The sequence below is a fragment of the Bacillus atrophaeus genome (assembly GCF_039519175.1).
Classification (GTDB): domain Bacteria; phylum Bacillota; class Bacilli; order Bacillales; family Bacillaceae; genus Bacillus; species Bacillus atrophaeus.
On the sequence record NZ_CP154443.1, the window covers coordinates 358,449 to 370,792 of the forward strand.

Annotated in this window: 14 protein-coding genes; 3 read left to right on the forward strand and 11 right to left on the reverse strand. The window is 46.4% G+C overall.

The annotated features are described in order from the left end of the window. Position 1 precedes the first annotated feature (1 nt). The 4 genes from thrB to yutH all read right to left on the reverse strand — a co-directional run bounded on the left by thrB (position 2) and on the right by yutH (position 4,548). Positions 2-931 (reverse strand): homoserine kinase, encoded by a 930-nt coding sequence (thrB, locus tag AAHT65_RS01925; protein ID WP_216412424.1) that lies wholly within the window; start codon positions 929-931, stop codon positions 2-4. Then, complete coding sequence (gene thrC / locus AAHT65_RS01930) at positions 928-1,986, reverse strand: threonine synthase (RefSeq protein ID WP_003327095.1); 1,059 nt, start codon at positions 1,984-1,986, stop codon at positions 928-930. Before thrC ends, thrB begins: the two co-directional genes overlap by 4 nt. Continuing rightward, entirely contained in the window at positions 1,986-3,287 is a 1,302-nt protein-coding gene (locus AAHT65_RS01935) for a homoserine dehydrogenase (RefSeq protein ID WP_003327094.1), read from the reverse strand. Before AAHT65_RS01935 ends, thrC begins: the two co-directional genes overlap by 1 nt. Positions 3,288-3,531: 244 nt before the next feature. Further along, a complete protein-coding gene (gene yutH, locus AAHT65_RS01940) occupies positions 3,532-4,548 on the reverse strand; it encodes a spore coat putative kinase YutH (protein ID WP_199680103.1) in 1,017 nt (338 codons plus the stop codon). A gap of 154 nt (positions 4,549-4,702) precedes the next feature. Between yutH and AAHT65_RS01945 the strand changes: the two genes are divergently transcribed. Next, positions 4,703-5,203, forward strand: coding sequence for a phosphatidylglycerophosphatase A family protein (locus AAHT65_RS01945; protein WP_003327092.1), 501 nt, complete (start codon positions 4,703-4,705; stop codon positions 5,201-5,203). A 31-nt stretch (positions 5,204-5,234) separates the two neighbouring features. Here the strand turns inward: AAHT65_RS01945 and AAHT65_RS01950 are convergent, their stop codons facing one another. The 3 genes from AAHT65_RS01950 to AAHT65_RS01960 are packed head-to-tail and all read right to left on the reverse strand — an operon-like array spanning position 5,235 to position 6,768. Continuing rightward, positions 5,235-6,005 (reverse strand): TIGR01457 family HAD-type hydrolase, encoded by a 771-nt coding sequence (locus tag AAHT65_RS01950; RefSeq protein WP_010789830.1) that lies wholly within the window; start codon positions 6,003-6,005, stop codon positions 5,235-5,237. Positions 6,006-6,036: 31 nt separating this feature from the next. Beyond that, positions 6,037-6,471, reverse strand: a complete 435-nt coding sequence (locus AAHT65_RS01955) for a DUF86 domain-containing protein (RefSeq protein WP_061669333.1) — start codon at positions 6,469-6,471, stop codon at positions 6,037-6,039. Between the two features lie 21 nt (positions 6,472-6,492). Continuing rightward, entirely contained in the window at positions 6,493-6,768 is a 276-nt protein-coding gene (locus AAHT65_RS01960; protein ID WP_003327089.1) for a YutD family protein, read from the reverse strand. A 117-nt stretch (positions 6,769-6,885) separates the two neighbouring features. Here AAHT65_RS01960 and AAHT65_RS01965 point away from each other — a divergent pair, with 117 nt between their 5' ends. Further along, positions 6,886-7,524 (forward strand): YhcN/YlaJ family sporulation lipoprotein, encoded by a 639-nt coding sequence (locus tag AAHT65_RS01965; protein WP_343310897.1) that lies wholly within the window; start codon positions 6,886-6,888, stop codon positions 7,522-7,524. 31 nt (positions 7,525-7,555) lie between these two features. On the opposite strand, the gene lipA is transcribed toward AAHT65_RS01965, so the two are convergent. Then, positions 7,556-8,452 carry a lipoyl synthase gene (gene lipA / locus AAHT65_RS01970; protein ID WP_003327086.1) on the reverse strand — a complete coding sequence of 299 codons (897 nt, stop codon included), beginning with the start codon at positions 8,450-8,452 and terminating at the stop codon, positions 7,556-7,558. A 232-nt stretch (positions 8,453-8,684) separates the two neighbouring features. On the opposite strand from lipA, the gene lytH reads away from it, so the two are divergent. Continuing rightward, positions 8,685-9,665, forward strand: a complete 981-nt coding sequence (gene lytH, locus AAHT65_RS01975) for an L-Ala--D-Glu endopeptidase (RefSeq protein ID WP_106272750.1) — start codon at positions 8,685-8,687, stop codon at positions 9,663-9,665. Positions 9,666-9,701: 36 nt separating this feature from the next. Here lytH and yunB read toward each other — a convergent pair whose 3' ends face one another. The 3 genes from yunB to AAHT65_RS01990 form a co-directional block, all read right to left on the reverse strand. Next, positions 9,702-10,502 carry a sporulation protein YunB gene (yunB, locus tag AAHT65_RS01980; protein ID WP_035175273.1) on the reverse strand — a complete coding sequence of 267 codons (801 nt, stop codon included), beginning with the start codon at positions 10,500-10,502 and terminating at the stop codon, positions 9,702-9,704. A 67-nt stretch (positions 10,503-10,569) separates the two neighbouring features. Further along, positions 10,570-10,875, reverse strand: coding sequence for a YunC family protein (locus AAHT65_RS01985; protein ID WP_003327083.1), 306 nt, complete (start codon positions 10,873-10,875; stop codon positions 10,570-10,572). A 63-nt stretch (positions 10,876-10,938) separates the two neighbouring features. Continuing rightward, positions 10,939-12,327, reverse strand: coding sequence for a bifunctional metallophosphatase/5'-nucleotidase (locus tag AAHT65_RS01990; RefSeq protein ID WP_088117905.1), 1,389 nt, complete (start codon positions 12,325-12,327; stop codon positions 10,939-10,941). Between the last annotated feature and the right edge of the window lie 17 nt (positions 12,328-12,344).

Genomic DNA, 12,344 nt, shown 5'->3' on the forward strand with positions numbered 1-12,344 from the left:
GCTATACACTTTTTACTTGGTGTAACGGGTTTCTTTCTATGACACTGCCTTCTTTCGGAACTGACAGTGAGGCAATCTCACAGTGCGGGAAATTAAGGGAAAGCTGCTCTCTCAGCGCCTCTCCTTTGCCTTTTTCTGTAAATACGAGGATCGTCGGCCCCGCTCCGCTCAGCGCCGTTCCGTAAGCGCCTTTCAGCTCAGCCACATGCTCGACTTTAGACAATTCAGGGACTAGCATCGCCCGATATGGCTGGTGGAACATGTCTTTTTTCATCATTTTGCCGACAAGCGGCCAGTCCTTAGACATGAGTGCCGCGATGAGAATGTTGCTGACGGCGCTTGCTTTTACAGCGTCTTGATAAGGAAAATGTTTTGGAAGCACGTCCCTCGCATCTCTTGTCAGCACTTCATAAAAAGGGATGACAACGACAACATCAATGTCTACATTCTGTACACGGACTATTTGTGTATGTTCCTCTTCATGCAGCCCGATCACAAGGCCTCCGGCAAGAGAAGCCCCGGCATTGTCCGGATGCCCTTCCTCAAGGCTGGCAAGATGAAGCTTGTCAGCCTCTGAAAGACGTAAGCCGCACAGCTCGTCAGCGAGTTCGATCGCAGCGACAATCGCAGCCGCACTGCTTCCGAGCCCACGCGCTAACGGAATGTCGCTCCATACCTTGACGTGCACCGGAGGCATTTCTTTCCCATACGTATCAGCCGTCCGTTTTGCGACTTGATAAATGAGATTTTCTGTACCAGCAGGGATTCCGGCAACTGTTTCTGTTTCAGCTTCAAAAGTCCATTCCGCACTTTTATAGACTGTCAGCTTCAAATATCTGCTGAGCGCCATTCCCACTGAATCAAAGCCAGGCCCTAAATTGGCAGTACTGCCCGGGACGGTGACAGAAAACAGCATGTCGGCCTCATTCATACACGAGACGCTCCCTTTAAGTATTCAAGGATGCTGTCTTCATCCGTCGGCAGCGCAGCCGGTTTGATCTCTGAAATATCGACGGCAGTGTTCGGGTCTTTTAAGCCGTTTCCTGTTAAGACGGCGACGACTTTGCTGCCTTGCGGAATCTCTCCTGATTTGACTTGCTTCAGCACGCCGGCGATGGACGCGCAAGATCCTGGTTCTGCAAACACGCCTTCTTCGCTGGCAATCAGCTGATACGCGTGCAGGATTTCTTCATCAGTGACTTCGTCAATTTTCCCGGCAGATTCCTCGGCTGCTTGCACGGCTTTATCCCAGCTCGCAGGATTTCCGATACGGATGGCCGTCGCCACTGTTTCAGGATTTTCGATAACTTCATTGCGTACGATGGCCGCAGCCCCTTCCGCTTCAAAACCGCGCATTTTTGGAAGCCCCGTGCCGTTTTTCTCGTGGTATTCTTTGAAGCCCTTCCAGTATGCTGTAATGTTTCCGGCATTTCCGACCGGGATCGCCAAAATGTCAGGCGCTCCGCCAAGCTGTTCGCACACTTCAAAAGCGGCTGTTTTTTGGCCTTCGATCCGATAAGGGTTTACTGAGTTCACAAGGGCGATCGGCGATTTTTCACAGATAGATCGGACAATTTTCAGCGCATCGTCAAAGTTGCCGTCAATCGCGATGATTTCTGCTCCGTACATGACGGCTTGGGCAAGTTTTCCGAACGCGATTTTTCCGTTCGGGATAATGACGATACATTTCATATTGGCGCGGGCTGCGTAAGCGGCTGCCGCAGCGGACGTGTTTCCGGTAGACGCACACATAATCGTGTCGTTGCCTTCTTCTTTCGCCTTCGCGACTGCCATTACCATTCCCCGGTCCTTGAAGGAGCCCGTCGGATTCACGCCTTCTGTTTTCACATGAAGTTCAATGCCCAGTTTTTCAGACAGCTTTGACAGATGAATGAGCGGTGTGTTTCCTTCATGTAATGTCAGTGCCGGCGTTTGATCAGTTACCGGTAAAAGTTCTTTATATTGATGGATAAGTCCTTTCCACATTAGCTCCAACCGTTCCCTTCTACACGATACGTGCTTTTTACTTCTTCCACGACTTCCAGATCATTTAAGTTTTGCAGAATATCACTAAAATCAGACTCTGATGTATGGTGGGTGACGATAACAATTTCAGCCAGTTCATCATGTCCCTTAATCGGCAGCTGAAGAATTTTTTCAAAGCTGACACCGCGCTCAGAGAATACAGAAGTAATTTTTGAGAATGAGCCGACCTGGTCTTTGACGTGAATTCTTAAAAATTGCTGGGCGTAAATATCGGACGGCGACTTCATATTTTTTTCAAATTGCGGAGCAACAAAGCTGTTGCCGGTTACGCCGAGGCGCATGTTTTTCATGACAGCGACAAGGTCGGACACAACCGATGTGGCTGTCGGCATGCTTCCGGCACCAGGTCCGTAAAACATGGTCTCGCCGACCGCTTCGCCATACACATAAACCGCGTTATATTCATTATGGACGGCAGCGAGCGGATGGTGATCAGGGAGCAGTGTCGGCTGAACGCTGACTTCGGCTTTGCTTCCGTCACGCTGGGCAATGCCGATCAGTTTCATCGTGTAGCCGAGACGCTTGCTGAAGTTAATGTCCTCATCTGTAATCTGAGAGATCCCTTTCACTTTGACGTCCTCCAGATCGACATTCATGGAAAAGCCGAGACGTGCCAAGATCGCCATTTTCCGCGCCGCGTCAAGCCCTTCGACGTCAGCTGTCGGATCAGCTTCGGCAAATCCGAGGCTTTGCGCTTCTTTCAGTACTTCTTCATACGGACTCTTCTCTTTAATCATCTTCGTTAAAATAAAATTTGTTGTTCCGTTTACAATTCCCATCATTTTTGTGATCCGGTCAGATGCCAGTCCATCTTCAAGCGTACGCAGGATCGGGATACCGCCGGCGACGCTTGCTTCAAAGTACAGATCACAGCCGTTTTCTTTTGCTTCGGCAAGCAGTTCTGAACCGCAGACCGCCATTAGATCCTTATTTGCTGTGACGACATGCTTTTTCGATTTCAGGGCGTCAAGCAGGTATTCCTTCGTCTGCTCAACCCCGCCGATTACTTCAATAATGACATCGACATCGGGATCATCAATGACGTCATACACTTCCGTCGTCAATACTTCCCTCGGCAAATCCGCTTCCCTTTTTTTATCTATATCTTTTACAAGCACTTTTTTTATCGTAACCGGGCAGCCGACTTGATGCATCAGCTTATCCTGATGTTCTTGAATAATTCTGACAACACCGCTTCCTACAGTGCCTAATCCTAAAAGCCCCACTCGAATCGCTTTCAAAAAAACTCCACCTTTCATTCAACTGTCCTCTTATAAAAGACATTTGTTAACTCAACACAGACATTTAAGTTACAAATATTATATAAGTCCATCTTCAATTTGACAAGACAACAATCTTCAAGCCTCTCCTGTTGTAAGCGCTTAACACATTGATATGACAAGATTCTATATTTTCTAAATATTTTTACTGAACTTTTTCATTTAAAGGCCGGAGCTTTCTCCGCCTCCAGCCCCGGCTCCCGCTCTATTTCACGGTACCTTTTCCGAGCCAAGTGACAGACGGAACAAATACCTCCCCGGATCTCATATTCATCAATTCCTCACCTATATTTAAAAACTGTTCATAACGGCCCGAATCAGCAAGAATACTGTCAAGGTTCTCCTCATAATAGTGCTTTTCTGTCTCCGAAGAAATGTAGTAACCCTCTACGGTTTCGAAATAATGAAGGGGGAAAAGCAGCCTGCTGTACATCAAGCGTTTGGAAAAAGAGGACAACGGGGTGATTTGCTCGTACTCCTGCAGAAAGTGAAAGCCTTGATTCAGCAAATCCTCTCTATGATATAAAAAAGTATGTCTCATATATTCAGCCAAATCACGGGCCGCATGGTCAAAAACCCAATCTGCGGGTATTCTGATTAATGACTCGGGCGACCATGTATTCCGTTCCATCCGCTGATGGCAAATGGTTCCCGAATCGGTCACCTGAGGCTTATCATCCAGTTCCGTATCAACCAAGTATTGAACGGCATTTTCCGAAAGGCCTAAATAATATGGAAACGATTCGATCATTTTTTTATCAAACGGCTCATGCGGAGGCATTTGAATTTTTTGCTGCCAGAAGGCTTCAAGCTGGTCAATCCGTTTCCCCCATAAGTCCTTCCATTGGCCAATTCTTCCGGCATCCTTCACTTCATAAGGAAAGCCTCTGCCTTTTCTGTGGAACTCCGCAAGCTCTGCTCCGACAGAAAAAGAACGGTTCGTCACGGGCGGAACCGCCTTTAACAACGCGTAGGATTTACCTTCATGTTCAAACGTCAGCTCCCCATCTTTTGTAAAGATAAAAACGGAAACGTATGGGTCACTTTGTTCTTGTAAATACTGACTCATGTAATAAAGCTCCGTCAGTTCCGCCTCGGAAAATTGCGAAACCGGAATGATTAAAAAAAAGGAATTTGGCGTCTGAAAGCATTCGTACGTTTGATACACCGAAAGCTGTCTGATTTGAATGCCGAACTTTTCTTTGATGACACCCTTCAAAATGATCACCTGCCTGTTGAATTGGGTTTCTTCACATCGTAGTCATACGGAGCCGGAATTATGATTACATATTTTAAACCTCCCGGAGGCGCAAGAAAATAACGTACACATCTATCGCGTTTTGTATAAACTAGTAAAAAAAGATTGGGTGAAGCTGATGTCAGAAAAGGAACAAATAAGCCAGATGGAAAAAACGGCAAGGGAACGGATGAGGCAGCGCGGGGTAGAAATTGCGGATATTGCCGAGCTTGTGTTTTTTCTTCAGGAAAAATACCATCCTGATTTAACAATTGAAACCTGCACTTATAATGTAAATCGTGTGATTGCAAAGCGCGAAGTGCAAAATGCGATTTTAACCGGAATTGAATTGGATGTTCTCGCTGAGCAAAAAAAGCTTTCTGAACCGCTGCAAACGATTTTGGCCATTGATGAAAGCCTTTATGGAGTCGATGAGGTTCTTGCCTTTTCGATTGTGAATATATACGGGTCAATCGGGTTCACCAACTACGGTTACATTGATAAAGAAAAACCGGGGATTCTCGGCCGTTTAAATGATAAATCTACCGGTGAATGCCATACGTTCCTCGATGATATTGTCGGCGCGATCGCTGCCGCCGCATCCAGCAGGCTGGCCCATCGCGCCAGAAATACAGAATGAGGGCAGTCCATATGGACCGCCCTCTTTTTTCTTATATATGGGTAAGCCAGTCTGTTAAGGAATCAACGGCATGAGTCGGTTTATCAGGATAATCGGCCAAATGCTCTCTTTTGGTCACGCCTGTATGCACAAGAAGAGTGTCCATCCCTGCGTTCATACCCGCCATAATGTCTGTTGCGTAATTATCACCGACCATCAATGTCTCAGAGATATCTGTCCCGAGGACACGCATGGCCTGTTCCATAATAATGGATTCAGGCTTTCCGATAAATACGGGCTGAACGCCTGTGGATACGGTTAACACTGAAGTCAGTGAGCCATTGCCCGGCAAAAGCCCTCTTTCTGTCGGGATCGCCACGTCACCGTTTGTAGAAATGAAAGTGGCGCCGTTTCTGATCGCGAGGCAGCCTGTTGCCAGCTTTTCGTATGTAATGCCGCGGTCTATCCCTACCACTACAAAGTCTGCGTCTTCCTCAGCAAAGGTCAGGCCGTTTTCTTCAATCGCCTGGCGGATGCCTTCTTCGCCGATCACATAAACAGACGCATTCTGCTTCTGCTGCGCGATATGCTGAGCCGTCGCCATGCTTGTTGTGAAAACCTGCTCCTCTGTCGCCGGAATGTCAAAAGAAACCAGCTTGTCCGCCACCTGTTTCGGTGTGCGGGACGAGTTGTTTGTCACAAACAAATACGGAATGCCCCGTTCTTTCAGCTTTCTGACAAATTCGCAGGCTTCCTCAATTTTTTCGGTTCCGTTGTACATTGTACCGTCTAAATCAATTAAATATCCTTTATATGTTTTCATCAACTACACTCCCGTTGCTTTTCTTGATGGCTTATTTAAATGCAGAAACAGGGCCGAGTTCCGTCTCTAAGTAGCTCCTGATCCGTGACGGAAAGTCTTGCAGCACGGTGTGATGCGCTTGGATCAGTTTGAGAAGTTCTTCGGCGTCCGCCAGCTGATACTGCTGAACCAGTTTTTTACGGTAGGAAATAAACTGTTTTAAATGCGTCCCTTCCTCTTCCGTTACAACTTTTTCGTCAACAAGAATGTCCATGATGTCGTCGTAGCTGCCCGGGTCCCGCATAATAAAACCGTCGATCATATAATTTCCCGTGTCGATAATGCATTCGATGGCGACATGGCCGATCCGCTCAAGCGCTTTTTTTTCAATCTCCGTCTGCCAGTCTGTTTGTTTTTTAAAAAGAGCCAATTCTTTTTCAAGAAATCCGAGGGTTTCTTCAATCCTGTTCCTGTCTACAAAATACATGACAGTCTCCCCTTTGCTTCTTTATTTTCGTAGTCGTTTCAAGACGAAATACGCACAGCCGAAATTGCAGTATTCGTAAATATACTCGTCTAACGTGCTGATTTTCGTTTCAAAGGTTGCCTTTTGATTCTGGTCGTCAAAAAAGCCTTTGAGCCGAAGCTGACTGTATCCCCAGTCTCCCACAATGTAGTCATATTTATTTAAGATGTCGGAATAGCGGGCTTTGAAGGCTTCTTCGTTGAACCCCTCTTTGAAGTTGCGGACTAACTCGAACTCAGCGTTTTGAATGAGAATCATGATTTCACCTCTTTTATCACTCATTTATATCATAATTCATTGCTTCGTCCCCATCAATTGCTAAAGAGTAAATCATCTGATTTGGCTACCCTAAGCTGTAAGGAGGGATTTACTAAAATGAAACATACCGCTTATATCGTCTGCCTTTTAGCTGGCCTTTTGACAGGCTGTACGGGAGCCGAAACAAACGATGCGCAACGGGATATCAAGACCGACAAGGAGATCGGCGGCAAGACCATCAGTGTGTCTGATCGAAAGGAGTCTTTCAATCAGGATAACAAAAATGGCCAGTTTGGATATGTCCGCTACCAAGCAAACAGCATGCCGGATGACACTCAAACGAAAGTGCCGACAATTGACCGTGAAAAAACCGCACATGTTATTTCCAGTTTAACGGTTCAGCTCCCGCATGTTCAAGATGCCGCGACACTCGTGACAGACAAAGAAGCGCTCATTGTTTACCAAACGAATTCAAAAAGACAGGAGCAGACGGCCGACCAGGTCAAAAAAACAGCAGCTTCTGTTATCCCGCGGTACTATCATGTGTATATTTCCGATAATCCAAACCTTGTGCAATCCATTGAGAACTACAGCAGGCTTCGTTCTGATTCAAGAGATATCAGTGACATCATGGCGGATACCATTCAAGAAATGAAAAAATCTCCGCAGGGAGGGCCTGTCTCTGAAGACGAAAATGCTAATGGAGAAACAGATCAGGATCAAGCTCAAGGACCGCTGCAAACGAATCATAAATGACAAAAACGCCAGATATTCTGGCGTTTTGGCATTATGCTTGCGCTTGGCGCTTTTTAGAAGCTTCGTTAACCTGTTCATCCGCATGGTAGGATGAGCGGACAAGCGGACCTGCTTCACAGTGGCTGAAGCCTTTTTGCATAGCGATTTCTTTTAATTCGGCAAATTCGTCGGGGTGGTAATATTTTTGGACTTTCAAGTGTTTTTTGGACGGCTGCAGATATTGGCCGATTGCCATGATATCAACGTTGTTTGCCAACAGATCGTCCATTACTTCGATGATTTCTTCCTTTGTTTCACCCAGACCGATCATAATGCTTGATTTCGTCGGAATGTCCGGCTGCATTTCTTTTGCACGGCGCAAAAATTCCAATGACCGATCATATTTCGCTCGTGCGCGGACTCTTGGAGTGAGGCGGCGGACCGTTTCAATATTGTGGTTTAAAATGTCGGGACGCGCGTCCATTAATGTTTTTAGATTATCGTAATTGCCGCCCATATCAGACGGAAGCACTTCAATGGTTGTAAACGGGCTTTTTCTGCGGATCGCTCGTACAGTTTCTGCGAAAACACCGGCTCCGCCGTCTTTCTGGTCATCACGCGCAACAGCTGTGATAACGGCATGCTTCAGATTCATAATGCTGACTGAATCAGCTACGCGTTCCGGTTCTTGCAAATCAAGTTCTGTCGGAAGGCCTGTCTTAACCGCGCAAAAGCGGCACGCTCTTGTACAGACAGAGCCCAAAATCATAAATGTAGCTGTACGTCTGACCGCCCAGCATTCATGTATATTGGGGCATTTCGCTTCCTCACACACCGTGTGCAGATTGTTTTCCCGCATTAATTTTTTGAGGCCCGTGTAATTTTCATTGGTATTTAACTTTATTTTAAGCCAATCGGGCTTTCTGAGGTGTTCGTCTTTCTTTGCCAATCCCATCATCTCCAATATCCAATATGTTTTCCTGAGCGCGAAAAATTCTGAAATCTCGATGGATGCAGACACCTTGGTTTCTGCAAAAAATATTATTTTTCTAACTAAAGAAAGTCTTTTCTCTAGACACTTTAACATAGGAAAAATTTCTCGACAAGGGAAGAGAATTACTGACATTTTCTTATCGAGTTGCCGCAAACTATACGTATTCAATATGAAAGGAGATCATTTTGTGAAAATTGTGTTATCCGCTCTTCTTCTCCTTTTGTTTGCATTCGAGCCTAGCATTTCGGGCAAAGAAAAGCCGGATTCCGTACTCTCTGCACGCATGGAATTATACCGCAAGGCGGAAGCGGTAACGCAAATCCCTTGGTACGCGCTTGCCGCCGTTGATCAATATGAAGAAAATGTGCGCAGCAACCGAAACGATTTGCCCGAAAAATCAGGAATCATCAGTATCTATATTCCGGATGACATATGGAGCGGACCTGAAAATCCTAACCCTAAGGATGATGCTCCGCTAAGTATAAAAGTGTTTGACGGGATCGGCATGGATGGGGATGGCGACGGTAAAGCCGAGGTCAGCAATGACGAGGATATCTTGTATACATTCGCCCAATACTTGCTGTCATACGGAACGGACGTGGACAATATCCGCATCGGACTATGGAATTTTTATCATCGTGATCAGACTGTCGGAATTATTACAGAGTTTATGAAACTGTTTAAGGCTTACGGTCACATTGATCTCGGTGAGCATGCCTTTCCGCTGCCCGTCAGAACAGATTATAGCTATCGGAGCACATGGGGAGATGCCCGTGGTTTTGGAGGCAGGCGCATCCATGAAGGAACGGATCTGTTCGCCCATTACGGGATGCCGGTCCGGTCTACCTGCTACGGGGTGATTGAAATGAAAGGCTGGAACCGCTTCGGAGGATGGAGAATTGGAATCAGAGATGTGAATAATACGTATCATTACTTTGCCCACCTTAACGGCTTTGCCAAAGGAATCAAAGCGGGTCAGATTGTCGAACCGGGGCAAGTGATCGGTTCTGTCGGCAGCTCAGGCTACGGCCCGCCCGGAACAGCCGGGAAATTCCCTCCGCATCTGCATTACGGTATGTACAAGGATAACGGCAGAACCGAATGGTCGTTTGATCCGTACCCGCATTTAAGAGCATGGGAACGTTTTGAAATACGAAAAAAGAAGTAGCGAAAACAGCCGCCCTCTAAAGGAAGGCGGCTGATTTTACTCGCTGCTTTTTTTACTGTTTTTTGATGATCCGCTGTCTTCCTCTTTGCCGCTTGGCAGCTGAACAGACGGGGTGACACCGGTTCCGCCGCTTCCATTGTAGAATTGCGGAACTTCTCCCTGCACCGCTTTGATAGAGACCGGAATGGTGTTTGTGACGACGGATGTTTTGGTTGCGAACGGAATAATGACTTTCACTTTAATTTCAACAGAGATACTGATATCAATTAACGCGTTATTAATGCCGTACGGCTCAATTTTTGTCTTCACATCAGTGAGCGCGTCACCGATTAAACTAAACCTTACCGGTATTTTCGGCCCCAAATTGCCGAGAATGGTATTGCCGGTCACCTGTCCCAGCGGAATATTGATCATAATATTCTCGTTAGCGCCGCTATTTTTTCCTGATCCGTGTTTCTTGCTATGCGTGAATTCGCCTGTTTCCACTTCTTTCAGATGCGATTGCAGCTGTTTTGTTATCTTCGTTTTCATACTGTTGACGATTTGTGTATTAAAATCGATTGTCGTTAATTTGCCGTTTTCATCGGAGTTCATCTCAAACATGTCTTTCATGTTATCACGATTTGACATATAGTCTTCAATTGAGGCTTGAATGACTTCTATCGCCACGCGTTTCGTTTCCATTTCTCCGATATCCATCAAAATCGGTTTGATGGAGGCATTAATGATCCACAGGCTTACCGTTGTGGAAATGAGGAAAAATACAAGTGTAAGCAGCATAACGTACCGAAATGGCAAAGGTCCTCTTTTACGAAGAGGGCCGCGAAATCTTGGCAAGCAAAATCCCCCCTTACATATCACAATGTATGCTTGTAAAGGGGGACATAGTAATAGCCGGGACAATTTATTTTGCCATTTTTAAAAGAGCCTCTCGTCCGCTCATTCCCACATGAATGCCGAGATCTTCCGCGGCGTACGTAATGGATTCCAAAGGAGCGTCCAACAGCTGGTCAATGGTGCGGACGCCGACAGCCCGGCCCGCGATGATTCCGCGTTCCTTTAATTTGTCATTCAGCAGCGCAACATCCAGCGCGCCGCACATAATGTATCCGTGATCATTGGCCACCGCCATAAAATTTGTTTTGGGAAGCTTAACAGTGACCGCTGTAAAAGGTTCACCTTCAATGAGAATCGGTGTAAGGTTTACCACATCAAATCACTCCCTTCATCTATACTTTATGATGAAGAGCACAGCTTGTTGTGGGCAGAAAGCTTACTGTGTAAGTTTCCAGGCCAGAAGGTCCCGTAAAAACTCCGGCATGAAAAATTCTTTTTCTTCCGCGTCCCGTATAAGAGGAAACAGCCTTCCCAATGTAAACATGTCCAGCGTTCCGACTGTGTACACGCGGTCTTTTTCTATGTGTTCTCCATTTATCGTGATATGGATGACATCAGTAATGCCGTCATCAAGCCGTTCCGTTTGAACCTCGGCCCCCGCATATACCATTTTCCCCATCACTTCTCCGCGGAAGCCCAATCCTTTTATACGAAGCTGCTCTATTTTCTCTGTGGCGGCCTGAAGGATTGTTTCTTTGAGGTCTTCTCCTGTGAGACGTACGGTAACAGGGTTTATGGGATGCGGGCAGATGCGGTGCAGGTCAAGCTTGGTCACAGGCCCGGATTTCAGCGGCCCCAAGATGATGCCCGAATTCACCATGCTGATTTCACTGCCGCACCACTCTTGCAGCGCCTCGGCCAAAAGTTTCGGCAATGCGGATTCCTCGAACCACTTGACTTCCGCATCCTTGTCCAAAACGCCGATCTCATCAGCCAGCAATTCCTCGGCTTCACGTTCTTTTTCCTCAAGAAACGCCTTCGTCTCTTCTGATTCTTCCGGCCATTCAGACATGTTTTGAACGGATGCTTTCTTTTCAACAATTTGCCTCCGTGTGCTGTCAATGACCAGCTCGACACAGCCGACATAGTTGCCGTACTTTTCGGCGCAAGCGAGCAAAACGCCATTTACCATTTGGCCGTTTTCAAGTAAATGGTGGGTGTGCGATTCTAAAATCACATCAAGTTCAGGAAATGCTTCAGCCGCCGCCTGGTCATCAATAATGCCTAAATGGGAAAGCAAAATAATAATATCGGCTCTGTCTTTCACTTCTGCGATCATTTCTTTTATCTTCTCGAAAGCGTCGGTTACAGTCCAATCCAGTTTGTCATAAACAGGATAATACGGTACGGTCACACCCAAAATTGCCATCGTCATTCCATTTTCGAGTGTTTTCATCACATAAGGCACCGCCCACTTTGGACGTTTTCCGTGTTTGTCAAACAGGTTGGAGACGATAACGGGGAATTCGGCATGATCGTATAAGGCCGCCAGCTCTTCATGAGGAAGGGTAATTCCTTCGTTATTCCCGATGGCAGCCGCATCTATATGAAGACGGTTCAGCAGATCTACATTTGTCTTTCCATATGTCGCTTCTGTCACGAATTGAAAACGATCGACATGATCGCCGATATCAAATACGAGCGCCTCTTCGCTGTTTAACAAATGCTCTTTTCTTTTCTGCTCAATATAGTGGACGATTTTCGGCCAGTTTTCAAAATGGCTGTGTAAATCATTGGTGTGATATAAGCGGAGTTTCTCTAACATACAATCTCTCCCTAATC